The 24148-nt window shown below is 72.7% G+C and carries 23 protein-coding genes; 9 read left to right on the top strand and 14 right to left on the bottom strand.

Annotation, left to right across the window (positions count from 1 at the left end; translation table 11 throughout):
- Window positions 1-193: 193 nt before the first annotated feature.
- The 3 genes from BIU94_RS12710 to BIU94_RS12700 are packed head-to-tail and all read right to left on the bottom strand — an operon-like array spanning window position 194 to window position 2099.
- Window positions 194-853, bottom strand: coding sequence for an ABC-2 transporter permease (locus BIU94_RS12710; RefSeq protein ID WP_071260807.1), 660 nt, complete (start codon window positions 851-853; stop codon window positions 194-196).
- The gene (locus BIU94_RS12705) at window positions 850-1740 is read right to left on the bottom strand and encodes an ABC transporter ATP-binding protein (protein ID WP_083404811.1); all 891 of its coding nucleotides are present in this window, start codon (window positions 1738-1740) and stop codon (window positions 850-852) included. The genes BIU94_RS12710 and BIU94_RS12705 overlap by 4 nt, the downstream gene beginning before the upstream one ends.
- A complete protein-coding gene (locus BIU94_RS12700) occupies window positions 1725-2099 on the bottom strand; it encodes a GntR family transcriptional regulator (protein ID WP_071260805.1) in 375 nt (124 codons plus the stop codon). Before BIU94_RS12700 ends, BIU94_RS12705 begins: the two co-directional genes overlap by 16 nt.
- Before the next feature lie 80 nt (window positions 2100-2179).
- Between BIU94_RS12700 and BIU94_RS12695 the strand changes: the two genes are divergently transcribed.
- Window positions 2180-3502: a GNAT family N-acetyltransferase gene (locus BIU94_RS12695; protein WP_071260802.1), complete on the top strand. Its 1323-nt coding sequence runs from the start codon at window positions 2180-2182 to the stop codon at window positions 3500-3502.
- A complete protein-coding gene (locus tag BIU94_RS12690; RefSeq protein ID WP_071260800.1) occupies window positions 3502-4026 on the top strand; it encodes a DUF2087 domain-containing protein in 525 nt (174 codons plus the stop codon). Before BIU94_RS12695 ends, BIU94_RS12690 begins: the two co-directional genes overlap by 1 nt.
- 91 nt (window positions 4027-4117) lie before the next feature.
- On the opposite strand, the gene BIU94_RS12685 is transcribed toward BIU94_RS12690, so the two are convergent.
- Entirely contained in the window at window positions 4118-4864 is a 747-nt protein-coding gene (locus BIU94_RS12685) for an alpha/beta fold hydrolase (RefSeq protein WP_071260798.1), read from the bottom strand.
- 70 nt (window positions 4865-4934) lie between these two features.
- On the opposite strand from BIU94_RS12685, the gene BIU94_RS17115 reads away from it, so the two are divergent.
- Window positions 4935-5630, top strand: a complete 696-nt coding sequence (locus BIU94_RS17115; protein WP_083404810.1) for a YafY family protein — start codon at window positions 4935-4937, stop codon at window positions 5628-5630.
- A 69-nt stretch (window positions 5631-5699) separates the two neighbouring features.
- Here the strand turns inward: BIU94_RS17115 and BIU94_RS12675 are convergent, their stop codons facing one another.
- Entirely contained in the window at window positions 5700-6176 is a 477-nt protein-coding gene (locus BIU94_RS12675) for a MarR family winged helix-turn-helix transcriptional regulator (protein ID WP_071260794.1), read from the bottom strand.
- Between the two features lie 77 nt (window positions 6177-6253).
- Here BIU94_RS12675 and BIU94_RS12670 point away from each other — a divergent pair, with 77 nt between their 5' ends.
- Window positions 6254-6640 (top strand): hypothetical protein, encoded by a 387-nt coding sequence (locus BIU94_RS12670; protein ID WP_071260792.1) that lies wholly within the window; start codon window positions 6254-6256, stop codon window positions 6638-6640.
- A 103-nt stretch (window positions 6641-6743) separates the two neighbouring features.
- On the opposite strand, the gene BIU94_RS12665 is transcribed toward BIU94_RS12670, so the two are convergent.
- Both BIU94_RS12665 and BIU94_RS12660 read right to left on the bottom strand, forming a co-directional pair.
- The gene (locus BIU94_RS12665) at window positions 6744-7082 is read right to left on the bottom strand and encodes a cupin domain-containing protein (RefSeq protein WP_071260791.1); all 339 of its coding nucleotides are present in this window, start codon (window positions 7080-7082) and stop codon (window positions 6744-6746) included.
- Between the two features lie 89 nt (window positions 7083-7171).
- On the bottom strand, window positions 7172-8047 hold the full coding sequence (locus tag BIU94_RS12660) for a hypothetical protein (RefSeq protein ID WP_071260790.1): 876 nt from the start codon (window positions 8045-8047) through the stop codon (window positions 7172-7174).
- Between the two features lie 56 nt (window positions 8048-8103).
- Here BIU94_RS12660 and BIU94_RS12655 point away from each other — a divergent pair, with 56 nt between their 5' ends.
- Window positions 8104-8889, top strand: coding sequence for a hypothetical protein (locus tag BIU94_RS12655; RefSeq protein ID WP_139196393.1), 786 nt, complete (start codon window positions 8104-8106; stop codon window positions 8887-8889).
- A gap of 401 nt (window positions 8890-9290) precedes the next feature.
- On the opposite strand, the gene BIU94_RS18015 is transcribed toward BIU94_RS12655, so the two are convergent.
- The 7 genes from BIU94_RS18015 to BIU94_RS12620 all read right to left on the bottom strand — a co-directional run bounded on the left by BIU94_RS18015 (window position 9291) and on the right by BIU94_RS12620 (window position 17722).
- Window positions 9291-9815, bottom strand: a complete 525-nt coding sequence (locus tag BIU94_RS18015; protein WP_071260786.1) for a DUF2510 domain-containing protein — start codon at window positions 9813-9815, stop codon at window positions 9291-9293.
- Window positions 9816-9935: 120 nt separating this feature from the next.
- The gene (locus BIU94_RS12645) at window positions 9936-10835 is read right to left on the bottom strand and encodes a cation-transporting ATPase (protein WP_254784816.1); all 900 of its coding nucleotides are present in this window, start codon (window positions 10833-10835) and stop codon (window positions 9936-9938) included.
- Window positions 10836-10938: 103 nt separating this feature from the next.
- Complete coding sequence (locus BIU94_RS12640) at window positions 10939-12192, bottom strand: D-arabinono-1,4-lactone oxidase (RefSeq protein WP_071260784.1); 1254 nt, start codon at window positions 12190-12192, stop codon at window positions 10939-10941.
- A gap of 3 nt (window positions 12193-12195) precedes the next feature.
- Complete coding sequence (gene araA, locus BIU94_RS12635; protein WP_071260781.1) at window positions 12196-13737, bottom strand: L-arabinose isomerase; 1542 nt, start codon at window positions 13735-13737, stop codon at window positions 12196-12198.
- On the bottom strand, window positions 13734-14450 hold the full coding sequence (locus BIU94_RS12630) for an L-ribulose-5-phosphate 4-epimerase (protein WP_071260779.1): 717 nt from the start codon (window positions 14448-14450) through the stop codon (window positions 13734-13736). Before BIU94_RS12630 ends, araA begins: the two co-directional genes overlap by 4 nt.
- A complete protein-coding gene (locus BIU94_RS12625) occupies window positions 14447-16153 on the bottom strand; it encodes a xylulokinase (protein WP_071260777.1) in 1707 nt (568 codons plus the stop codon). Before BIU94_RS12625 ends, BIU94_RS12630 begins: the two co-directional genes overlap by 4 nt.
- A 570-nt stretch (window positions 16154-16723) precedes the next feature.
- The gene (locus BIU94_RS12620) at window positions 16724-17722 is read right to left on the bottom strand and encodes a LacI family DNA-binding transcriptional regulator (RefSeq protein WP_071260774.1); all 999 of its coding nucleotides are present in this window, start codon (window positions 17720-17722) and stop codon (window positions 16724-16726) included.
- A gap of 164 nt (window positions 17723-17886) precedes the next feature.
- Here BIU94_RS12620 and BIU94_RS12615 point away from each other — a divergent pair, with 164 nt between their 5' ends.
- The 4 genes from BIU94_RS12615 (at window position 17887) to BIU94_RS12600 (ending at window position 24140) form a co-directional block, all read left to right on the top strand.
- A complete protein-coding gene (locus tag BIU94_RS12615; protein ID WP_071260772.1) occupies window positions 17887-19875 on the top strand; it encodes a glycoside hydrolase family 127 protein in 1989 nt (662 codons plus the stop codon).
- A gap of 121 nt (window positions 19876-19996) precedes the next feature.
- On the top strand, window positions 19997-22054 hold the full coding sequence (locus BIU94_RS12610) for a serine hydrolase (RefSeq protein ID WP_071260770.1): 2058 nt from the start codon (window positions 19997-19999) through the stop codon (window positions 22052-22054).
- 59 nt (window positions 22055-22113) lie between these two features.
- Window positions 22114-23442: a sensor histidine kinase gene (locus BIU94_RS12605; RefSeq protein WP_071260763.1), complete on the top strand. Its 1329-nt coding sequence runs from the start codon at window positions 22114-22116 to the stop codon at window positions 23440-23442.
- Window positions 23439-24140, top strand: a complete 702-nt coding sequence (locus tag BIU94_RS12600; RefSeq protein ID WP_071260761.1) for a response regulator transcription factor — start codon at window positions 23439-23441, stop codon at window positions 24138-24140. The genes BIU94_RS12605 and BIU94_RS12600 overlap by 4 nt, the downstream gene beginning before the upstream one ends.
- The last annotated feature ends 8 nt before the right edge of the window (window positions 24141-24148 follow it).

Raw genomic sequence — 24148 nt, 5'->3', positions numbered from 1 at the left:
CGAGGCGTGTCCCGGGCTGCATCCCGGGCTGCGTCGCGACTGCCACCGGTGCGCGGACGGGCACGGAACGTGTCCCGACTGCCGCCGGCGCGCGGACGGGCACGGAACGCGTCCCGACTGCTGCCGGTGCGCTGACAGGGACGGAACGTGTCCCGACTGCTGCCGGTGCGCTGACGGCCGCGGGTCGTGCCGGTCAGAGCTGGCGGCGCCGGTAGAGCCGCACCGCGAGGGCCGCCGAGGCGGCGAGCAGCACCACGCCGACCCCGAGCACGATGGCGGCGACCGCCCCGGACGGGGCCGCGAAGTCCGCCGGGCTGCCGGAGGACCCGATCAGACCGGTCTGCCCGACCAGGAAGGCGCCGACGGCGATCACCGCGATCGGGATGTAGACCATCGGCCGTCCCCGGGTGTAGCCGAGGGCGAAGAACCACGGCAGCTGCACGGCGACGGCGACGAAGACGGCGCCAGCGCCGACGAGCAGCATGGTCGCGAGGAACGGCCAGGCCACGTCCTGCTGTCGGACGGCGGCGACGGCCAGGGTCGCTGCGACCCCGACGCCGAGGGCGACGACGGCGAAGACGACCATCGAGACGTACCGCCCGAGCACGACCGCCGTGCGGCCGACGGGGGCGATGCCGTAGAGGGTGTCGAGCCGACCGCGCTCGTCGCCCTGGAACGGGATGGACGCCGAGACGGCGGCGATCGCGGCTCCCATGACGATGCCCGTGCCGGGGACCGGGAAGACCACCGAGAAGACGATGATGAACCCGAGCGGCAGGAGCACGCGGAGCGGCTGCGTGCGGGCGATCGTGGTGAGGTCGAAACGGGTGAAGCGGGCCAGTGCGGTGCTCATGCTGCGAGCTCCTTCCGGGTCGGTTCGCGGTGCTCGGCGAAGTGGACGACGACGTCGTCGGTGGTCGCGCGGTCGATGACGACCTCGGGTCCGAACGCGACCGTGTCGTCGACCCGGATGAGCCCCTCCCACCGGCCGCTCGGCTCGTTCCGGAGCCCGATGGTCGCGGGGCGGGCCGCCTCCGGGAAGGCGCCGGCGCCGCGGACCACGGCGAAGCGCTCGTGCAGGTCGTCGAGCGCGCCGGAGTAGGCGACCTCGCCGTGGTCGAGCACGACGACGTGGTCGGCGAGGTCGTCGAGCTCCGCCGTGATGTGGGTGGAGAAGAGCACCGTGTGCCCGGGGTCGAGCACGAACTCGCGGACGGTGTCGGCGAGGTGCCGACGGGCCACGGGGTCGAGTCCGCTCGATGGCTCGTCGAGCACGAGCAGGTCCGGGCGGTGCGCGAGCGCCATCGCGAGCGAGAGCTTGACGGTCTGACCGCGGGAGAGCCCGCCGACGCGGTTGCCGACGGGGACGTCGTACCGGTCGAGCAGGTCGCGGAACAGGCGCTCGTCCCACCGGCGGTACAGGAGCCCGACGCGCTTGCCGACGGATCCGACCCGCCACTCCGGCGCTGCGGTCACCTGGTCGAGCACGACGCCGATGCGGTCCCGGACGGCGGCGTCGAGCGGGTCGGCGTCGCCGAACAGGGTGATCGTCCCCGCGTCGACGCCGACGAGTCCGAGCACGGACTTGACCAGGGTCGTCTTGCCGGCGCCGTTCTGGCCGACGAGGCCGGTGACGAAGCCCGTCGGGACGGTGACGTCGACGTCGCGCAGTGCGAACGTCCCCTGCTGCTTGCGGACGCCCCGGATGCTGATGGCGTCGTCGTTCAGTGCTGCTTCCATGCGTCTTCGACCTTCCGTCGGATGTCGTCGATGGTGAGGCGGGCCGCCCGGGCCGCGGACACGAGTTCCGCGGTGGCGGTGTCGAGTCGTGCCGCCAGGGCGCTGTCGGCCTGGTCGGCGTCGACCGCGCGGACGACGAAGCCGCGTCCGTGTTCGTTGCGGACGAGCCCTTCGGCCACGAGGTCGTTGTAGGCGCGGGTCACGGTGATGACGCTGACCCGCAGTTCCAGGGCGAGCTGGCGGAGCGACGGGAGCAGCGCCCCCTCGGTGAGCTCCCCCGCGTGCACGGCGTTGCGGACCTGGGTCTTGATCTGTTCGTACATCGGCACCGAACTGGTGCTCGACAGGATGATCCGCACGTTCCTCCCTGACAACTGTGTATGTACACCATTACAGTACGACCAGCCCTCGACGCCGTCAACCCCGGTAGGGTCGGGTCGTGGCCAGCAACGACGCATTCGACGACCGCTACGACCTGCGCGAGTTCGCGCCGAGCACCGACGACCAGGGGGCGCCGACCGCCGAGACGGAAGCGTGGATGCGCGCCGTCGGGCTCGGCTTCCACGAAGCGCACCCCGACGCCGAGGGCGCGGCGCGCATGGCAGCGGACTTCATCGCCGACGGGGAGACCTTCCTCGGCGTGTACGTGCGCGAACCCTTCCCCGGTTCCGTCGACGAGACCTGGCCGGCCGGCACCTTCACGTGGTTCCCCAAGGCCCTGAGCTGGGGCGACGGCTCGTCGGTCGAGACGCAGGCGATCTCCGCCGTGACCGTCCGCCCGACCGAGCGACGCCGCGGCATCCTGCGCCGGATGATGACGCACGCACTCGAGCGCGGCATCGCCGAGGGCTACGCGGTGGCGTCCCTCACCGCGTCCGAGGGCACCATCTACCGCCGCTTCGGCTTCGGCAGTGCGATCCGCGAGCGCACCGTGCACGTCCGCCGCGAGCGCGCCCTGCCCCTGCTCGTCCCCGCGACCGGCTCCGTCGCCGTCGTCACGCCCGAGTGGCTCGCCGACGGCCCCGGCCGCGAGCTGTTCGACCGCTTCCACGCGCGCACGCCGGGCTCGATGGTCCGCAACCGCAGCACCTGGCCGATCGTGTTCGGGCTGCGCGGGCAGGACGGCAAGCCGGTGCACGACGTGCGGGCCGCGGTGCACCGGGCCGAGGGCTCCGAAGAGCTCGACGGCTACGTCACCTGGCGCGTGAAGGAGGAACGCGGCGCCGACACCACGGTCGAGGTCGTCGACCTCGTGTACACGGACGACCGGGCGTACACCGCGCTGTGGGAGTTCCTGCTCTCCGTCGACCTGAACGACGTCGTCAAGTACAACCGGTCGCGCCTCGACGACCCGATCGTCGCCGCGCTCGGGGACAACCGCGCGTACGACGTCGACCACGAGGAGGACCACGTCTGGCTCCGCGTGCTCGACGTGGCGGCGGTGCTCGGGTCGCGGCCGTTCGCCGTCGACGGCTCGCTCACCCTCGGGGTCAGCGACGCGCTCGGCTTCACCACCGGCACGTACCGCCTCGACGTGACGTCGGGCACGGGATCCGTCACGCGCCTGGCCGACGACGTCGACGCGGCCGCGTCCGACGTCCGGCTCGACGTCGCCGAGCTCGGCGCGCTGCTCATCGGGTCGGTCTCCCCCGTCACGCTCGCGGCTGCCGGTCTCGTGCAGGCCGCCGACCCCGCGGCGGTCCAGTTGCTCCGCGCGATGCTCACCCCGCCGCGCACGCCGCACGGGATCACGTACTTCTGATGGACGCCGCCGGGTCGCTCGCCCGGGCCCGGCAGGCCGTCGCGGTCCTGGCGAGCCCGACGCTGCGCGCCGCGGTGGTCGGGGGCGCGGAACTCGACGACCGGACCCGCGCCGCGATCGCCGCCTTCGACTGGTTGGGCGAGGACGGCCCGGACAGTGCCGCGCTCGGCCGGACGGCGCAGGAGCTGCGCGACCTGCAGGGGCCCGCCGCGCTGCTCGAATTCGACCGGATCGGCCGGATGCCGCTGCGGGCCGACGAGCGGCACCCGCTGTCGATCCGGATCGTCGAGCTCGTGTTCGCCCGGCTCGGACCCGCACGCGCCGTGCCGGAGCCGGTGCTCAACGCAGCGATCGCGATGGTCGCCGAGGACGTCGCACTCGTCCGCCGTGACGCCGTCGACCTCGGTGTGCTCGAGCGGACAGCCGACGGTGCGTCCTACCGGCTCGTGCCGACCGAGTCTCGCGCGGTCGCTGATGCAGGCACGAAGCGCACCCCGACACAGAAGGCGCCACGGGATGAGTGACCGGCCACCCACTTCGAGAAGCCGTGACGCGGTCCCTTGAGGACACAACTGCCGTCTCGATAGGCGATCGGGTACCGGACGCAATCGTCGATCAGCCGTCAGAGACGGCAGTCTCGCCGAGGATCAGCTGTGCCAGATCCTGCGGTCGACTCCACATCGGCCAGTGCCCCGTCGGCAGGTCGACAACCTCAACTCGTTCGAGTTCCGCGATCGGCGCGAACATCGGGTGCCCGCTCTGGGCAAGTTCGAGGACCTGCGCGCTCGGGAACGAGCAGCAGATCAACGTGGTCAGCACGCGGGCGCGTCCAGGGTCGTGCAGCACGACCGGGTCGCGAAGGACAGAGGCGGGCTGCGACACGGCCCGCTCGCGGAACTGCTGAAGATCAGTGTCGCTGAGACCCTCCACGCTGGCTTGACCGGCGAGTTGGTCGAACGGCGGCAGGGGCAGCTCCACGATCTCCTCGGGAAGGTCGGGTGCGAACGCCATCCCTGAGGCCAGCGGTCCCGAGTCGACCCAGATGACGCGGCGGACGAGGTCCGGGTGACGATCGAGGAAGACGGTCACCGGAGCGTTCGCGCCGCTGTGGGCGACGATCACCGCCGGCTCCTCTTGGGAGCATCCGAGACGCTCGCTGAGCTGCTCGATGGCGTCGACCTGGTCGGCGAGGGTCCTCGACCTACGGTCACGGTCTCGGGGATCGAGCCCCGGCAAGGTCATCGGTACTACCTGCCACTGCGCAGCGTTCAACGCATCGACAACAGCGTCCCACGCCCACGCGCCGAGCCAGTGACCGGCGATGAGGATGATCGGAGTCTTGCGAGGAGGAGTCGTTGTCATGTGACCAGCGTGGGTGCGGGCATGGACAGCTGTGTGTCACCATTTCCGTCATGATCCTGCGACTCTCTCGATGAAGCGGGCCGAGCGCCTGCACGCGATGTCGGAGATGTTGCGACGCAGGGGCGCTCGCGGGTGCACCGCCGATCGGCTTGCCCGCGAGTTCGAGGTGTCAGCTCGGACGGTCAAACGTGATCTTGCTGCGCTGGCGAACAGCGGCGCGGCCGTCTGGTCCCGACCCGGCCCCGGCGGCGGGTACGGACTCATTGCGGGGCCGACCCTCCCGCCGGTGACGTTGTCGTCATCACAGGCGACAGCACTGCTGGCAGCCGTTGCCGCTGCGCCCGACGCGCCGTACGCGGATCAAGCCGCGGCCGGTGTGCAGAAGATCCTCGACGTCCTCGATCCGGTCGCACGCGACCGGGCGGTCCAGCTTGCGGACCGCGTATGGGTGAACGCCGCGCGGGGTCCAACGCGTGCGGTGCTGTCCGCGCTCGAGGAAGGCATGACAACTCAGCGGGTACTCCGGGTGCGGTATCACTCCGCCGCCGGCGATCGGACAGTCCGAGACATCGAACCCATCCTGTTCGCGTCCACCGATGGACGCTGGTATCTCGTTGCCTGGTGCCAGCTCCGGGAGGCGATCCGTTGGTTCGCAGTCACCCGTGTGGAACGTGCAAGCGTCACAGGTCAGCCCTGCACCGGGCACACACTCGAAGAGGTCGGTGTGCCGCCAGAGCATGCGCGACCCGCGCACGGTCGGGCGTGAGGAGCACGCGGAGGGGAACTGCCCTGCTGTCGACAGAGCGAGCCTTTCCCGTGCCCGGCAGCCGAACCGCTATCGATCACCGTCGTTGGTGGGATCTGCGGGGTCGGTTTCCGCGAGCGGTGTGGCGGTGAAGCGTGACAAGAGCGTCGCGAGTTTCGCGCGATCGGCCTCGGACCAGGTACTCGTGTGCTCGGTGATCACGGTCTCCAAGCGACGGCGCGCTTCGTCGATGGCTTCGAGGCCCCGCGGTGTGAGGGTGAGAAGGGCTTGGCGCCGGTCGCGCGGGCTGGGCTGCTGAGCGACGAGGCCGGCGTGGATCAGTTCTGAGGCCCGTCGGCTCACAACGGAGCGGTCGAGGCCGAGGTCTGGAGCCAGGGACGCTGCCGAGAGTGGCTCGCCGGATCGAGCGAGCAAGCTCAGGATCGGGTAGTTCCCCTCGGTGAGCCCTGGAGCCACGCCGAGCGTGACGCTTCCGTAGAGCCCGCTGCGGAACCCGCGGGTGAGGATCACGCCGAGGGCGTTCGCGATCGTTGCTGCTGGATCCATGCCTCGAGCATACGCGTGCAAGTCGCACGTATCTCTGCTACCGTTTCTGTGCAAGTTGCACAGAATGGAGATGCACCATGGCCGACATCGCGGCAGCGCTGACAGCGCTCCTCAATGACCGAGACAGTTCTGTCGATGACACGATCGGGCGGTACTTCGCCGACGACTACCGGCAGATGACCGACGGCGTGTGGAGCGATCGTGCGCAGTTCGAGGACCACATCACCCACTTGCGGGGAATCGTGGCGCACGCCGAGGTGCGAGTCCTCGACGAGCTCGTCCAGGGCACGACCTACGCGGACCGACATGAAGTTCACGCCACGAAGGTGGACGGGACGCTCGTCGTGCAGGAGGTCTACCTCTTCGCCACCCTCGCAGACGATGGACGGTTCTCGGAGGTGCATGAGGTGACTCATCTGCTTCGCGGAAGCGAAGCCGACCGGAGCATGGGAACGGCCTCGTAGGTCCGGCCGCCCAACTCAGTGACGGACGGCCGAGCCGCCATCGAGATCGGCCGTTCGTCCTCTCGCTGGGTCATCGGCTATCGGGACGCCACGGTCTGCGGCGTCAGGCGCGGTCTCCACGCGAGTTGGGCGTGCTGATCACGAGGAATCGGACGTCTTCGGAACCAGGGTTCGTGAACTGGTGCCCGACACCAGGGACGATCTCGATGCCTGAGCCAGCGTCGAGGCTCACGTCGCCGTGATCGGTCCTCATCACCGCGGTACCGTGCAGCACGTAGAAGAACTGACGAGCGTGGATGTGGGCATGCCACTCCTCCTGCCCACCCGGCGGGACGCGCTCCTCGATGACGGAGAGGTCATGCCCGTCGAGAAGCCGCCAACCGTCACTCACCTCGCCCCAGGTGTAGTGCGGAGCATTGCTGGCGTTCACGGGGTGCTGCATCGCTGCATGCTATCCGCGTGGAAGGACTCAGCCGTCCCGCTGAACAGCGCGGCACCGACCATCGGAGCGAAGTGAGCTTCCCCGGATCGTCAGCGGGTCGGCGGCAGGGCGTGGGTGACGAGCCTGGACACTTCCTCGGCCGCTCGGCTCGCAGCCCCTGGGCCGGCAGCACCGGTGACGACGAGCGCGAGTACGACGGGGGCCGCGTCACCCGAGGCGCGGTAGGGCACTTCGAGAGTGCTGACCTCGACGAGGGTGCCGGCTTGACTCCTGTCGCTGACCCCGGCTACTTCCCACGGTGCATCGGTGCCGGCTGCGGTGGCAGGGGATCCAGCATTGTTGAGCAGGATGTTCCGCAGCGTGCTGCGACGCTCAGGAGCAAGCGTCTCGCCGTAGACGGCGTCGTCGAGCAGGGTCGCGAAGTTCCGCGCTGACGGTCCGGCAGACGAGGGACCAAGGAGCGCGTCAGCGCGACGACGGAAGGCATCGTCGTCGCCGAGCCAGGCCACGAGCGTCTGCTGAGCTTCGGGCGCGTTGGTCTGCAGCGCAGCGGCGACGGCGTTCAGGAGTGTCGCGGAGGCTCCCGTTTCGGCCGTGGCCTCGGAGGCGTCAGGAGACGCTGCGAGTTGATCGTCGGAAGCATCGGCGAGCACGAGCACGCTCGCGGTGAGAGCGCGCATGTCGAGCGGTACGGTCTCGGTGGCACGGAAGCCCAGGTGGTGGTCGTTACCGGTGTCGATGGCGTCGACCCGTACGCGGAGGTCGTGCTTCCGCTCGTAGGCGGCCAGACGCTCGGAGAACTGTGCGGCCGTGATCGCCTGCGGAGTCCGAGAGGCCGCCGGGCTCGTGTGGGGTGCGGCTGGTTCTGGGGATGCGGAACAGCCCGCGAGGGACACGCTCGTGGCGACCAGCACCGCCAAGGAGGCGATCGAACGGGCGGCGGGGCAGTGGAGCAGGCGGGGCACGGAACAACGATACGGTGACTCGAATGACTGTCTGCACGCGTGGGTCCCTGCATCGCGTGACCAGCCAGGTGCTCGCCGTCGCAGTGTCGGGCCTGATCGTGAGCGGTTGCGCCCAGGCGTCGACCACCGCCACGGTCACACCGAGCAAGACGGCAGAACCGAGTGCAGCTGCGACAAGTGACGAGGCACCGGTCCTCACGGCGCCATCGTCGAGCGCCCGACCCACGACGGCCGTGGAGAACGCGTTGGGTGCCTTGGAGCAGGCCGAGCAGGCAACCGTCAGCACCTGCGTGATGAGTGGCGCGACTGGTGCAGTTTCGACCTACAAGGGCGAAAGGGGCGTCCCAGCGGATGCGCTCCTCGCGGTGGTCCTTCCCGCGATCGCTACCCGGAACGACCCGAGTGCGACGATGCCGCCGGTCCCGCAGGATCGCTCTGATGTCGACGCACAGATCAGCCGCCTCGGTGGTGGAAGCAGCGTTGCCGCTGGTCTCGCCGCTCTGGACGACCGCGTGACGACGACGCGCACGACGACTGCCCGGCAGGCCTGCAGCGACATCAACACGGCGCTCCAAGGCGATCTCCTCGACGAGCGGACGAACAGCACGTACCGAGGAGCGCTCCTCACAGCAGCCAGCCGCGAGACCGCACGGTCCTTCCGTGCATCGGTACCGGATGGATGGACCACCGCGGGGACCGTTCTCGTGAACGGATCGACCGCAGGAGCAGTAGCGGTGCTCAGCGGCGTCCACTGGTCCACGGTCATCACGATCTTCGTCACTGGCGCAGCGGACCCGCTCGACGTGATCGCCCGCGCGACCCGGATCGCCCTCACCGCCTGATGCGGCGTCCCGCATCTCTGCTGCCGACACCGCTCCTCACTGCAGCACACGACACCCTCGCTTCCGAAGTGGCAGCACCCGGCGCCGCGCTTCGAACGGCTGGCGTGCGCGTGAGCACCACTCCGCCATACGCCGTCGACCTTGGTGTGCTCGAGCGGACCGCCGACGGTGCGTCCTACCGGCTCGTGCCGACCGGGTCTCGCGCAGTCGCTGATGCAGGCACGAGGCGCACCCCGACACAGAAGGCGCCACGGGATGAGTGACCGACGATCCACGCCGAGAAGCTGAGACGAGGCACCGTGAGGGCCGACGGCCGTCTCAAGCTGCGATCGCGCATCGGAGGCCGCGCCGGAGCGCCCGGGTGTTCGACCGACGCGGGTGTCCTGTGCCGCTCCCGCCCGTCACAGCAGCGCGGCCACCTGCGCCATGCGGACGGCGAAGAACACCGACGCCACGAGCCCGAGGATGATCGCGGCGAGTGAGACCCCGAAGCCGGTGATCCGCTGACCGGTGAGCTGGCCGGCACGGGCCAGGCCGATCGCGCCGAAGACGAGGCCGAGGATCCCGGGGATCGCGAACACGTTCACGATGAAGGCGAGGAGCGCGAGGACGAGGCCGGCGTAGCCGTACGGGTTGATCGCCCGGGTCGCGCGGTCCTTCGCGATCCGGGCCTTGCGCCCGGTGAGGACCGGTGCGGCCGCAGCGATCGGGACGGACCGGTACGCGGACGGTGCCGGCGGCCGCGGTGCCTGCTCCCACACGGGCGCGGGGGTCCAGGCCGCGGCGGGTGCGGTCACCACCGGGGTCGGCGGCGGGACCGGGACGACCGGCGCGGGCGCCTGGGCACCCCAACGGGTACCGTCCCACCACCGCGTGCGCTGCGGGTCCTGCGGGTCCGGGTACCACCCGGCGATCGGCAGCGTCACTGTGCTCCCCCTCCGTTGCCGTCGACGACACTACGGGGGCGACCGGTCCGCGCACACGCCCCCGTGGTGGTGCCACGACGCGCGGCCCCGGCCGTGGTCCGGACGACCGGGGCGGCTCGCTCAGCGGTCGAACAGGCCGCCGAGGAAGTCGTTGCCGAGGTCCGACGCCTGCTCGCCGAACCCGCCGAGGAGCTGCTCGCCCTCGCCGGCGACCCCCTCGAACGCGCCACCGAGGTCCGCGGCACCGAGGTCCGCGGCACCGAGGTCGCCGAGGCCGGACGCGATGCCGTCGAAGTCGACGCCGAGGTCCGCGGCCTGGGCGAGCACCGGCCCCGCTGCGGCGCTCAACACGGCACCGCCCGCGACGGCGGCCCCGAGGCCGCCGAGCGCCATCGCCCCGGCACCGACGGCCGCGCCGCCGACGAAGGCACCGCCGCGGCCGCCGCGGCCTCCCCCGGCCGATCCGCCGCCCAGGACACGGCGGACCAACCCCGGCCGGGCGACCTCGCCGCGGGTCATCGCCCGGGCCATGCCGCCGGCGGAGTCGTCACGCAGGTGCTCGTGCGGCGGGAGCTCGGAGTTCAGCCGGTCCCGGATCTGCTGCCGCTGCGCGGGGGTCAGCCGCGCGAAGGCGTCGTGGTGGACCTGCTCGAGCTGCTCCGGCGGGGCGGTGCGGAGCAGGTAGTCGTACTTGGCGATGGCGACGGCGTCAGGGTCGGCCGGTCCCCTCCGCGGCTGCGCGACCGGCCGCTGCCCGGACTGCTGCTGCTCGTACCGCTGCTGTCCGTACTGCTGCTGCCCGTGCTGCTGCTGCCCGAACGGGTCCGCCGGCCGCTGCGCCTGCCGGTCGCGCTCGTCGCCGGTCAGCCGGTCCGCGGCGCTCCGGACGACGTCGCGCCAGTCCGTCCCCCCACGCCCCGAGCCGGCGCCGGGTGCGCCGTGCCCGCCGTTCCCGCGCTTCTGCAGCTGCTTGTCGATGACCTTGCCGGCCATGCCGATGATGCGGTTGAGGTTCGCCATGCACCGACCTTTGCGTTCGCACATGTGAACGCTCAGCAACGCCCCGGTGGATCAGCCCGGCAAGCCATCCGAAGCGCCTGTGAGCAGCCCCGGCCGCCCGGGTTCAGGCCAGGACACGCGCCAGGTAGGCGTTGCGGAAGCGTCCCGTCGGGTCGAGGTCCCGCGCGACCGCCGCGAAGTCCGACAGGCGCGGGTAGGCCGCGTGCAGCCGTTCCGGGTCCATCGCGGCGACCTTGCCCCAGTGCGGCCGCGGGTCGAAGGGCGCGAGCACGTCCTCGATCCGCTCGACCGTAGCCGCCACCGCATCGGCGTCCCGGCGGAAGGTGAAGTGCAACCCGACCGACTGCCGGCCGGACGACGGCGCGAGCCAGGCCGTGTCGGGCGCGATGGTGCGGACCTCCGCCGCGATGAGGATCGGCTCGAACACCGACCGCAGCGGCCGGAGCGCCTGCAGCGCCGCGACCGCCGAGCCCGCGGGGACCAGGTACTCCGCCTGGATCTCCGCCCCCGTCGACGGTGTGAACGAGGACCGGAAGTGCGGCAGGCGCTCGGACCACGGGCCGGGCACGCCGCCCTGCTCGGTGACGCCGGCCGGGTCGTTCTCCCCCGGGTGCACCGGACCGTCGGCCGGGCGCGCACCGAGGGCGACGAGGTCGACCGTCGGCGCGGTCTCGCCCAGGCGGTGCTTCACCCAGATCTGCCGGGCGCCGCGGTCGTCGAACGAGGTGAACAGCGACACCGAGTAGCCGTCGGCGACGACGGCGTCGAAGTGCTCGAGCACCGCGTCCCACGGCAGGTCGAGCGAGACGGTCGTGGCGACGTGGAACGTCGGTTCGATCGCGAGCTCGACCGCGGTGACGACGCCGAGCGCGCCGAGCGCCACACGGTGCACGTCGAGGGCGTCGTCCGGGGTCGCGGCGTCCACCCGTGCGAGCGAGCCGTCGGCACGGACGACGTCGAGGCCGACCACCGCCTGTGCGAGGGACGGGTTCCGGGTGCCGGAGCCGTGCGTGCCCGTGGCGACGGCCCCGGCCGTGGAGATGTGCGGCAGGGAGGCGAGGTTCCCGAGTGCCCAGCCACGGGCCTCCAGACCGGCCGCCACCTGGCTGTGCGTCGAGCCGGCGGCCACGCGCACGACCCGGCGGTCGGTGTCGATCTCGAACAGCGGCGGCAGGTCGCCGAGCGTGACCTGGACGGCGTCGGTGTCGGCGATCGTGCTGAACGAGTGCCGCGACCCGAGCGCCGTCAGGCGCGGGGTCGTCGCGACGAGCTGCTGGAGCTCGTCGACCGTGCTCGGCCGGGCCAGCGCCGACGCCCGGTAGACGACGTTGCCGGCCCAGTTCGTGCGCGCCGCCACGGTCTAGAACCCCCGGTCGAGCCGGTGCCACGTCTGCTGCAGGCGCAGCTCGTCGCGGAACCCGCGGGCGGTGGTGTGCTCGTCGATGACCAGGAACTCGGTGCCGACCATGGTCGCCAGGTCCTCGACGACCTGCAGGCCGACGGCGGTCGTCATGACGGTGTGGTGGGCGGCGCCGGCGGTGAGCCAGGCCTCGGCGGCGACCGGGAACGAGGGGCGGGGCTCCCAGACGGCGCGGCCGACGGGCAGGTTCGGCAGGGCCGCGGTCGGCGGCACCACGTCGACGACGTTCGCGGTGAGGCGGAAGCCGTCGCGGGTGTCGGACAGTGCGACGACGACGGCTTCGCCCGCGTCGGCGGTGAAGACCAGGCGCACCGGGTCGTCCTTGCCGCCGATGCCGAGCGGGTGGATCTCGAGCGTCGGCGTCGTGGTGGTGAGCGTCGGCGACACCTCGAGCATGTGCGCACCGAGGATCTTCTCGGCGCCCGGGGTGAGGTCGTAGGTGTAGTCCTCCATCAGGCTCGCACCACCGGGCAGGCCGGCACCGGCGACGTTCATCGCGCGGACCAGCACCGCCGTCTTCCAGTCGCCCTCGGCGCCGAAGCCGTAGCCGTCGGCCATCAGGCGCTGCACGGCGAGGCCCGGCAGCTGCTTGAGCGTGCCGAGGTCCTCGAAGTTCGTGGTGAACGCAGCACTGCCGTTCTGCGCGAGCAGGGCACGGAGACCGAGCTCGATGGCGGCGCCGTCGCGGAGCGCTTGGCGCCGTGCACCACCGTCCCGCAGGTCGGCCACGACGTCGTACGACTGGTCGTAGGTCGCGACGAGCGCGTCCACTGCTGCTGTGTCCGCTTCCGCTTCCGCGACCGCCGCCGCGAGCTCGTTCACCGCCCAGGTGTTGACCTGCACGCCGAGCTCGATCTCGGCCTCGGTCTTGTCGCCCTCGGTGACGGCGACGTAGCGCATGTTGTCGCCGAAGCGCGTGAGCTTGAGCTCACGGACCGCGGCCGCACCGGCTGCGGCGCGCGTCCAGTTCTCCACCCGCGAGACGACGCGCGGGTCGGAGACGTGCCCGACGGCCGTGGCGTGCCGGACGCCGAGACGGGCGAGGGCGTAGCCGAACTCGCGGTCGCCGTGCGCGGCCTGGTTGAGGTTCATGAAGTCGAAGTCGATGTCCGCCCACGGCAGCGTGACGTTCGCCTGCGTGTGCAGGTGCAGCAGCGGCTTCGTGAGGGCCTGGAGCCCGCCGATCCACATCTTCGCCGGGCTGAACGTGTGCATCCAGGTCGTGACGCCGATGACCTTGTCGTCGGCGCTCGCCTCGATGAGCGCCCGGCGGATGCCGTCGGCGTCCTTGAGCACGGGCTTCCAGACCAGCTTCACCGGCAGGTGCCCGGCGAGCTCCGCGTGGACCGCCTTGCTCTGCTCCTCGACCTGCCGCAGGGTCTCCTCGCCGTAGAGCCCCTGGGATCCGGTGAGGAACCAGACCTCGTAGCCCGCCAACGTCTCGGCGGGGTCGACGACGTGCGTCGGGGTGTCCTGCGTCATCGCAGCGCTCCTTCGGGGTTCTGTCCGTAGACGTTCTGGTAGCGATCGAAGAGTCGATCGATGTTCTCCTGGTCGATGGGCACGACCTCGCCGCCCTGCTTCGCGATGTGCACCGTCCGCGCGACGTCCTCGCACATCACGGCGGCCTTCACGGCGTCCTTCGCGTCGCGACCGATCGTGAACACGCCGTGGTTCTGCATGAGTACCGCGCGGCTCCGGTGCCCGCTCAGCGTGTCGACGATGCCGCGGCCGATCGAGTCGTCGCCGATGATCGCGAACGGGCCGACCGGGATCGGGCCGCCGAACTCGTCCGCCATCGCGGTGATGACGCACGGGATCGCCTCGGCGCGGGCGGCCCAGGCGGTCGCGTACGTCGAGTGGGTGTGCACGACACCGCCGACCTCGGGCATGTTCCGGTACACGTGGGCGTGTGCTGCGGTGTCGCTGGACGGTCCGTGCGCGTTGCCCCAGCCCTCGGCCGGCACGCCGTCGAGGGTGCAGACGACCTGGTTCTCCGGGGTGAGGTCGTCGCTCGACACCCCGCTCGGCTTGATGACGAACAGGTCGGTGCCGGGCACGCGTTCGGACACGTTGCCGCCGGTCCAGATCACCAGGCCGTAGCGCACGAGTTCGCCGTGCAGGCGGGCGACGCGTTCGCGCGCCTCGGCGACGGCCCGCCGGGTGGTCGCGTCGGTCGTGTCGGTGTCGGTCATCGGGTCACTTCCTGCTCTGCCGGGAGGCGCGGGTCGGCGCCGTCGGTCGGGTCGGCCGGGCGCGTGGTCGCACTGGTGCGGGTCGCCGCCGCGGCGACGTCCTGCACGGGCAGCGCGGCCCGGTAGCGGCCCAGGTAGGTCTGGAAGCCGTCGACGTCGGCGGGGTCCGGCTCGGCGACGTGCACGGCGTCGCCGCCGAAGACCGTGCCGGACAGGTAGTCGGCGAGCTGCTGGTCGGTGTGCTCGAGGTAGGCCGCGAGGACGGCGATGCCCCACGCGCCGCCCTCGCCGGCGGTCTCCTCGAGGGCAACCGGCACGCGGAGCGCCGCGGCGAGCAACCGCTGCGGGGTGCCCGGCGTGCGGAAGAGCCCGCCGTGCGCGGTCATCCGGTCGACCCGGACGTGCTCGCCGTGCAGCACGTCCATCCCGATCGCCAGCGTCGCGAAGGCGCCGTGCACCTCGGAACGCACGAGGTTGCCGAGGGTGAACCGGGCGCCGGGGCTGCGCAGCAGCAGGGGGCGGCCGTCCTCGACGTGCGTGACGGGTTCGCCGGCCAGGTAGTTGAACGACAGCAGGCCGCCGGCGTCCGGGTCGGCGTGCTCCGCCTCGGCCAACAGGGTGGCGTAGACGGTGTCGAGGTCCGGCGGCGTGCTGCCGGACCGCTCGCCCGCGGCCTCGGCGAAGCGGCCGAACACCCGCGCCCACGCCGCGATCTCGCTCGCACCGTTGTTGCAGTGCACCATCGCGACGGCGTCGCCCGACGGCGTCGTGACGACGTCGAGCTCCTCGTGCGGCGTGCTGAGCGGCTGCTCGAGCACGACCATCGCGAAGATGCTCGTGCCGACGCTGACGTTGCCGGTCCGGGGTGCGACCGCGTTCGTCGCGACCATGCCGGTGCCGGCGTCGCCCTCCGGCGGGCAGAGCGGCACGCCGGCCTCGAGCGTCCCGGTCGGGTCGAGCCAGGCGGCGCCCTCGGGGGTGAGCGCACCCGCGTCCTCGCCGGCGACGAGGACCTCGGGCAGCAGCGCGCGCAGGTCGGGCACCCGGTCGCCGAGCAGCTCCTGCGTCGTGGCGAGCATCGCGGCGTCCCAGTCGCGGGCTCCGGGCTCCCCCGGGCCGCTGTCGACGGGGCCGCCCTCGATCGGGAACACGCCGGACGCGTCGCCGACCCCGAGCACGTTCCGCCCGGTCAGGCGGCGGTGCACGTACCCGGCGAGCGTCGTGACGCCGGCGATCGACGGCACGTGCGGCTCGTCGTCGAGGACCGCCTGGTACAGGTGCGCGATCGACCACCGGAGCGGGACGTTGAAGGACAGCGCCTCGCTCAGCCGCTCGGCAGCCGGGCCGGTCGAGGTGTTGCGCCAGGTGCGGAACGGCACGAGCAGGTCGCCGTCGCCGTCGAACGCCAGGTAGCCGTGCATCATTGCGCTCACCCCGACGGCGCGGAAGGTGGTCGGGCGGACGCCGTACTGCGCCTCGACGTCCGCGACGAGGGCGGCGTAGGCGGCGCGGAGACCGGTCTCGACGGCCTCGAGCGAGTAGGTCCAGCGGCCGTCGACGAACGCGTTCTCCCACTCGTGGGACCCGGCGGCGATCGGCACGAGGTCCTCGTCGACGAGGCACGCCTTGATACGGGTGGAGCCGAGCTCGATCCCCAACGTCGTCCGGCCGTGCTCGACCTGGTGTCGACGGTCGTCGCCCATGCGTTCCTCCCAGAACCTCGTCGTTCTCCGTGAGCGCTCACATCCTGGCACGTGAGCGCTCACCCGTGCAACGCCCGGCGCGCCGCGCGGGGCTGCCAGTTGCACTCGTCCGCCCGCCTCCCCCCAGCGGTCGGAACACCCCGCTCAGTTCCGCCGACCGGTCACGGATCGTCGTCCGGCGCATCCGCAGCCGACCGTTCCCGACCACTCGACGCCTGACCCACGGCAGGTCGTGACCGCTCGACGGATGAGCGTGACGACGTCGTGCGACCGCCGGGCGCCCGCACCCGCGCAGGTCCGACCACTCGACAGCCCACACCGCGCGATTCGGGACCACCCGACAGCCCACGGCCGGGCGAGTCCCGATCCGCCGTACCGCGACAGGCCCGACGACGGCGCGCGTGCCGGTCACGACAACCCGCTGCCTCGCCGTCGAGCGGTCACGACGGGTCGACTCAGTACGCGCCGAGCGACGAGTCGTGACCGCTCGGCCACGGGTGACGGGGTGTCGTGACCGGTCGGGAGGGACCGCCGGCACCGGCACCGGCAACGGACCGCCGCCCCCGCGCGCTACGCGCCGACGGTGCTCTCGCGGATGACGAGGGACGGGGTCACGGACGCCGACGAGGCCGTGCCGCCGTCGATCAGGGCGAGCAGGGCCTGGCCGGCGACGCGACCGAGTTCCTCGAGCCGCAGGTCCACGGTGGTCAGCGGCGGGCGCGACGCCAGGGCCATCACGTCCCAGTCGTCGAAGCCGGTGACCGCGACGTCGCCCGGCACGGACCGCCCGAGCTCCCGGAGCCGATCGCACACGCCCCGCGCGATCTGGTCGCTGCCGCACACGATCGCGTCGACGTCGGGCGACTGCCGTGCGAGCAGGTCCACGGCCTGTCGCCCCCAGCGCTCCGACCACTCGCCGAACAGCGGTTCGGCGACCAGGTGCGTCCCGAGCGCCGCCGACGCACCCTCGGCCCGGCGGACCGCGGACCGCGCGCGGGACGGCCCGGTGACGACGGCGACTCGTGACCGCCCGAGCGACAGCACGTGCGACGCCACCGCCGACGATCCGGCTGCGTCGTCGAGCGTGACCGAGACGTCGGCGGCGTCGGTCGACGGCGTGAACGCGTAGACGACGGGGATGGCCACGTCGATGGGCGGTCGGGCGTCGGCGGAGCGGCCGGTCACGATGATGCCGTCGACGCCGCGGGCCGCCAGGGAGCGCAGGTAGTGGGCCTCGCGCACGTGGTCGTCGCGGGTGTCGCAGAGCAGCACGGCCATCTGCCCGGCGGACAGGGCGTCCTCGGCACCGAGCAGCACCGGGATCGAGAACCGGCCGAACGAGTCCGTGGTGATCATGCCGACCGTGTAGGTCCGGCCGGAGGACAGCGCACGGGCCCGGGCGTCCCCGACGAAGCCGAGCGCATCGGCCGCGTCCCGCACCCGCTGCCGGGTGGACTCCCGCAGCTGCCCGGTGCCGTTCAGGGCCTTCGACGCGGTGCCGATCGAGACCCCGGCGAGCGCGGCGACGTCGGTGATCCGGACGGGCCGCACGGTGCGCTCCACGGTCACGGCAAACCCCTTTCCGGCGGTCGGGTGGTGCCCACGATCATACGGAACCGGCGGGGACGAGCCCTTGCGCGCCTCCTGCTGCGTGTCGTACCGTCGGCGACAGAAAGCGTTTTCCGGCACCGGCCCCGGCACCGGCGCCGCTCGTCACATCGCAAGGAGGCGACATGACCACCACGCTCGCGACCGACCGCCGTGCGCGCACCGCGACCCCGGTCCTCCCGACCGCCGACGCACGGGTCGTGCTCCGCCCGCTGCCCGCCGGCGACGCCCGGATCACCGGCGGCTTCTGGGCGCTCCGCCAGGAGCGCAACGGCCGCGACGCGGTGCGGAGCGGTCACCGACAGCTCGAGGCGGCCGGCAACTTCCGCAACCTGCGCATCGCCGCGGGGCTCGAGCAGGGCGAGGCCGTCGGCCCGGTGTTCATGGACTCCGACGTGACGAAGTGGCTCGAGGCCGTCGCGTGGGAGCACGGCCGCGCCCCCGCCGACGACCTGCTCGAACTGCAGCGCGAGGTCACCTCGCTGTACGCGCAGGCGCAGGCCGAGGACGGCTACGTCGACTCCGTGCAGCAGGTGCGGAGCGGCGGCGAGCGGTACACCGACCTCAAGTGGAGCCACGAGCTGTACTGCGCCGGGCACCTGTACCAGGCCGCCGTGGCGCAGCACCGCGCGACGGGCGACACCGCGTTGCTCGAGGTCGCGATCAAGAACGCCGACCACCTGGTGCGCACGTTCGGCGACGGCACCGCACCGGACGGCACGCCGAAGACGCGCGACGTCGACGGGCACCCCGTCGTCGAGATGGGCCTGGTCGAGCTGTACCGCGAGACCGGGACCCGCGACTACCTCGACCTGGCGCACTGGTTCGTCGACGCCCGCGGGCACGGCATCATCGAGCGCGCCGGCGGCGAGCCGACGTACTTCTCGGACCGGGTGCCGGTGCGGCAGGCCGCGACCGTCGAGGGCCACGCGGTCCGTGCCGTGTACCTGGCGGCGGGCGCGGTCGACGTCGCGGTGGAGACCGGTGACACCGAGCTCCTCGCCGCGAGCGAGCGCCAGTTCGCGGACATGACGGCGACGAAGGCGTTCATCACCGGCGGCCTCGGGGCGCGCTGGGACTGGGAGGCGTTCGGCGACCCGTACGAGCTGCCGACGGACCGCGGCTACGCGGAGACCTGCGCCGCGATCGGCGGGGTCCAGTGGGCCTGGCGGCTGCTGCTCGCCACCGGCAAGCCGGTGTACGCCGACGCGATCGAGCGCCTGCTGTACAACGCGTTCCTCGCCGGGGTGAGCCTGGCCGGCACCGAGTACTTCTACGTCAACCCGCTGCAGCAGCGGGACCACGCGCACCGGGACGAGAACCGCTCCCCCGCGCACGGGCGCCGCGGCTGGTTCGACTGCGCCTGCTGCCCGCCGAACATCATGCGCACCTTCGCGAGCCTCGACGGCTCACTGGCGACCGTGACCGACGGCGGCCTGCAGGTCCACCAGTACGCCACCGCCGACCTCGGCCCGGTGCGCGTCGAGACCGGCTACCCGCACGACGGCCGCGTCCGCGTGACGGTCACCGAGGACGGCCCGCTCGCCCTCGGCCTGCGGATCCCCGCCTGGTCCGACACCACGACCGTGTCGGGTCCGGACGGCCGGGACCACCCCGCCGCGGGCACGCTGCACGTGGTCGAGCGCACGTGGACCGCGGGCGACACCGTCGAGCTCGTCTTCGACACCACCCCGCACCGTTGGGTCGCCGACGCCCGCATCGACGCCGCCCGTGGGCAGGTCGCGATCGAGCGCGGCCCGCTCGTCTACGCCGTCGAGCAGGCGGACCAGCAGGGCTTCACCGTCGACGACCTGACGGTCGACGCGGACGCGCCGATCACCGAGGAGCACCGCGACGACCTGCTCGACGGCGTCGTCACGCTGCGCGTGCCGGGGTCCGCCCCGGCCGCACACGAGCAGTCCGCGTGGCCGTACCGACGGCTGGACCGACCGGGAGGCGCGGCGCACCCCACCGACACGACCGGCGTCGACGACGTGGCCGGCTCGGATGCGGATGCGGGTGCGACGGCGGTGACGGCGGTCGCCGTGCCGTACTACGCCTGGGCCAACCGGGGTGCGGCGCCGATGCGCGTCTGGCTGCCGCTGACACGCTGACGCGGGGAGCCGCCGCGCGGGTCCTGCGGCGCAGGGAGGGCACGGAGTTGCGACCCAGGTCGCAACGAGGTCCCGACCCGTGCCGCCTGTGCTGCGCCGCGGGACCGGCGAACGTGGAGTCATGACACCTCACCACGTCCCGACTCCCCCCACCGGGCGCGTCCCACGGGCCCGACGGATCGCCGCTGCCGTCGCACTCGGCACCTCGCTGGCCCTCGGCACCGGCGTCGCAGCCTCCGCGGCGGCCTCCACCCCGGGTGCGACCGCCGCCCCGGTCGCCGCGACCCCGGCCCCTCCGGTCCACCAGCCGGGAGGGCACACCCTGACCGAGGACGACGTCGACGCCTGGCTGGACGGAGCCGTCGGCGCAGCCCTCCCCGCCACCGGCATCCCCGGCGCGGCCGTGTCCGTCGTCGCGGACGGCCGCGTCCTCACCACTGCGGGGTACGGCATGGCGGACACCGGGACCGGTTCGACCCGCGCCGAGCGGGTGGACCCGGACCGCACCCTGTTCCGTGTCGGCTCGGTCTCGAAGACGGCCACCGCGACCGCGGTCATGCAACTCGTCGAGGACGGCGAGATCGACCTGGGCGCCGACGTGCAGCAGTACCTGGACTTCGACCTGGACACCCCGAAGGGCCCCGTCACGATGCGGAACCTGCTGACGCACACCGCCGGCTTCGAGGAGGTCATCGGTGGTCTGATCGGCACGCCCGGCAGCGAGGAGTCGCTCCGAGCGGCCGTCGTCGACGCCCCGCCGGCGCAGGTCTTCACGCCCGGCACGACACCCGCGTACTCGAACTACGGTGGAGCGCTCGCCGGGTACATCGCCCAGCGCGTGAGCGGCGAACCCTTCGAATCGCTGCTGCAGCGGCGCGTCTTCACACCCCTCGGCATGTCGTCCTCGTCGTTCGCGCAGCCGCTGCCCGAAGCCCTCGACGCACGCCTCGCGCGCGGGTACCTCGACGACTCTGGACCGGCGCGGCCGACCGAGGTCGTGCACGGTGCTCCTGCCGGGGCGATGTCGTCCACGGTCACCGACATGGCACGCTTCATGCTCGCGCAGCTCGGCGACGTGCCCACCGACCAGGCGCTCGTGCAGCCGGGAACCCTCGCGTCAATGCACCGTCCGGCGCTCGACAGCGACGACCTCGGCACGCTCGCAGCGGGTCAGCGGATGGACCTCGGGTTCTTCGACGAGTCCACCCCCGGCCTGCCGGCCTCCGGTCACGACGGTGACACGATCGTGTTCCACAGCGCCATGCGGCTCTTCCCCGACGAGCACGCGGGCATCTTCATCACCATGAACGGCAGCGGACGCACCGCCACCGACGCGATCGAGCTCCGGGACGCGGTCGTGCGCGGCTTCGCCGACCGGTACCTGCGGGGCGACGCGACGACGACCGACAGCGCAGGCGGGACATCCCGGATGAGCACCGCCTCCGCGCGGGCAGCGGCGGCGGACCTCGCCGGCACCTTCGTGACGTCGCGCTCCCCCGCCACGAACCCGGGCGCGCTCCTGGCCCTCGCCGGCCAGACCACCGTCACGGCCCGGGCGGACGGCACCGTCGCGGTGACGCCGAAGCCGCTGGGCACGACGACGGCCGTCTACGAGCCGATCGGCCCGCACCTGTGGCGTGAGGTCGGCGGTGACGCCCTGCTCGCGACCCGCACCGCCGGTGACGACGACGGCACCGTGACGACCATCGCGTGGGGCGGGGCGTTCACGATGCTGCGAGCCGCACCCTGGCAGGTCGCCTCGCTCGTCCTGCCGTCGTTGGTCGCCGCCTTCGCCGTGCTCCTGGTGTCGGTGGTCGGCTGGCCCGTCACGGCCCTCACCGCGATCGGTCGAGGCCGGAGCCGGAGCCGCGATCGGCTCCTCCTGCTGTCGCGGATCGGCCAGGTCTCGGCCCTGGTGGCCCTGTTCGGCTGGGCCTCGGTCGCCGTGCAGGCGTTGGCGTTCCAGGACGTCGGCACCGTCACGCTGCGGGTCCTGCAGGTGCTGCAGCTCGTCGGTGTGCTCGCGGTCGTGCCCGCTGCACTCGCTGCGTGGCGAGCGGTCCGCACGCACCGCGGCTGGGCGTCCGTCACCGGCAGGGTGCTCGTGGTGGCGGCCCTGGTGGTGGTCGCCGGGATCGCCGTCGCGTTCCACCTGCTCGCTCCGAGCGTGACGTACTGATGGCCGGGTCAGGGCACGCGCCGCGCTGCTCGGTCAGCGCCACCTGGCATGCTCGAACGGTGGCAGACCGTCAGAGCACCCCGGCGTCGACCGACTCCGGGTCCGCCGGGTCGTCCCGTACCGCGACCGCAGGGGTCCGCCGTGTCCTGGCCCGTGTCGGTGCGCGGACCGCTGACAACCGCGACGTCGCACTCGCGGTCGCGTCGGCCGTCGTCACCGTCGCGCTGCTCGGCCTCCTGCGGGCTGCCGACCTGTTGCTCGGGACCGCCCGCACCGGCACGGACACGCAGGTCGCCGCGGTGGTCGTCCTCGCGGTGGTGCAGTGCGCACCACTCGTGGTGCGTCGCCGACGGCCCGTGGCCACGCTGCTGACCGTCGCGGTCGTGCAGGCGGCCCTGCTCGCGGCCGTCCCGACCGGCGTCGCGCTGTGGGGCGTGGCCCCGGTCGTCGCCGCGGCCACCGTCGGCGCGGCGCGGCCGCCCGCGGCGGCGGTCCGAGCGATCGTCGCCGCCGTCGGCATCGCGGCGGTGGGCGCCGTCGTCGGTGCGACCGGTACGGTCACCGCGCTGCTCGGTGCAGCACCGCGGTCGGACCCCCTGACCCTCGTCCTCGGTGCGGTCGCCGTCGTCCTCACCGCCGTCGTCGTGAACGGCGCGAGCGCCGCGGTCGGCTCGTGGACCGCGCTGCGGCGTGCCCACGCGCGTGCTGCCGAGGAACGCGCAGCCGAGGCCGTCGAGCACCAGGTGACCCGCACCCGGGCGGCCGTCGCCGCCGAGCGAACCCGCATGGCCCGCGAACTCCACGACGTCGCGGCGCACCACCTGACCGGGCTGGTGGTGCAGGCCGGGGCCGCCGAACGCCTGGTCGACGTCGATCCGGAGCGGGCGAAGGACTCGGTGCGCAGCATCCGGGAGCAGGGCCGCGAGACCCTGCAGGCGCTCCGTGCGATCGTCGGGATCCTGCGCGAGACCGGGGACGACGCCACCGGGACCGCCCCGGTCCCGGGACTCGCGGACGTCGGCGACCTCGTCGACGCGGCCCGCGCCTCCGGCCAGGTGGTCGTCGCGCGGATCGACGGGACGCTCCCCGACCTCGCTCCGCTCGCCGACGTCACGGCGTACCGCACCGTGCAGGAAGCCCTGGTGAACGCCCGCCGGCACACCGCCGGAGCACCCGCCCTGCTGGGCGTGTCCGCCGATGCCGACCGGGTCACGATCACCGTCGAGAACGACCTCGGCCCGTCGGAGGCTCCCGCGGGCCCACCCGGACACGGCCTGGTCGGCATGCGGGAGCGCGCGACGCTCGTCGGCGGCCGGCTGCGAGCGGGTCCGGTCGCGGGCGGCCGTTGGCGGGTCCGGCTCGACCTGGACACGAGGAGCACCACGTGATCCGCGTCGTCCTGGTCGACGACCAGTCCATCGTCCGCGCCGGGTTCCGCATCGTGCTCGAGACGGCCGGCGGCATCGAGGTGGTCGGCGAGGCCGCCGGTGGTCGCGAGGCCGTCGGGCTGGTCCGACGCGTCCGGCCGGACGTGGTCGTGATGGACGTCCGGATGCCGGGCGGCGACGGGATCGAGGCCACGCGGGCCATCGTCGGACCGGACGCCCCGGACGCACCGGACGCGCCGACGGCCGAACCGGACGCGCGCCGCGGGTCGCCGGCGTCCCCTGCGGTGCTCGTCGCCACGACGTTCGACCTCGACGAGTACGTGTTCGGCGCCCTCGAGGCGGGGGCGCAGGGCTTCGTGCTGAAGGACGTCGAACCGGACGAGTTCGTCGGCGCGGTCCGCGCGCTCGCAGCCGGCCGGTCGGCGATCGACGGCACCACCACGCGACGGGTCGTCGCCGAGTTCGTCCGACGTCGTCGGACCGCCTCGGTGCAGCCGCTGCCGGACGTGTTGACCGCGCGCGAGAACGAGATCGTCCGGCTGCTCGGCGAGGGCCTGTCGAACGACGAGATCGGTGCGCGCCTGGTCGTCGAGACGAGCACCGTGAAGTCGCACCTGACCCGGGTGATGACGAAGATCGGCACGCGTGACCGCCTGCAGACCGTGGTCTGGGCGTACCGGTCGGGTCTCCTGCCCTGACGCCGACC

Source organism: Curtobacterium sp. MMLR14_006, assembly GCF_001864985.1.
Taxonomy (GTDB): Bacteria; Actinomycetota; Actinomycetes; order Actinomycetales; family Microbacteriaceae; genus Curtobacterium.
The sequence above is the reverse complement of the archived record's forward strand: the minus strand, read 5'-3'. Positions and strand labels throughout refer to the sequence as shown.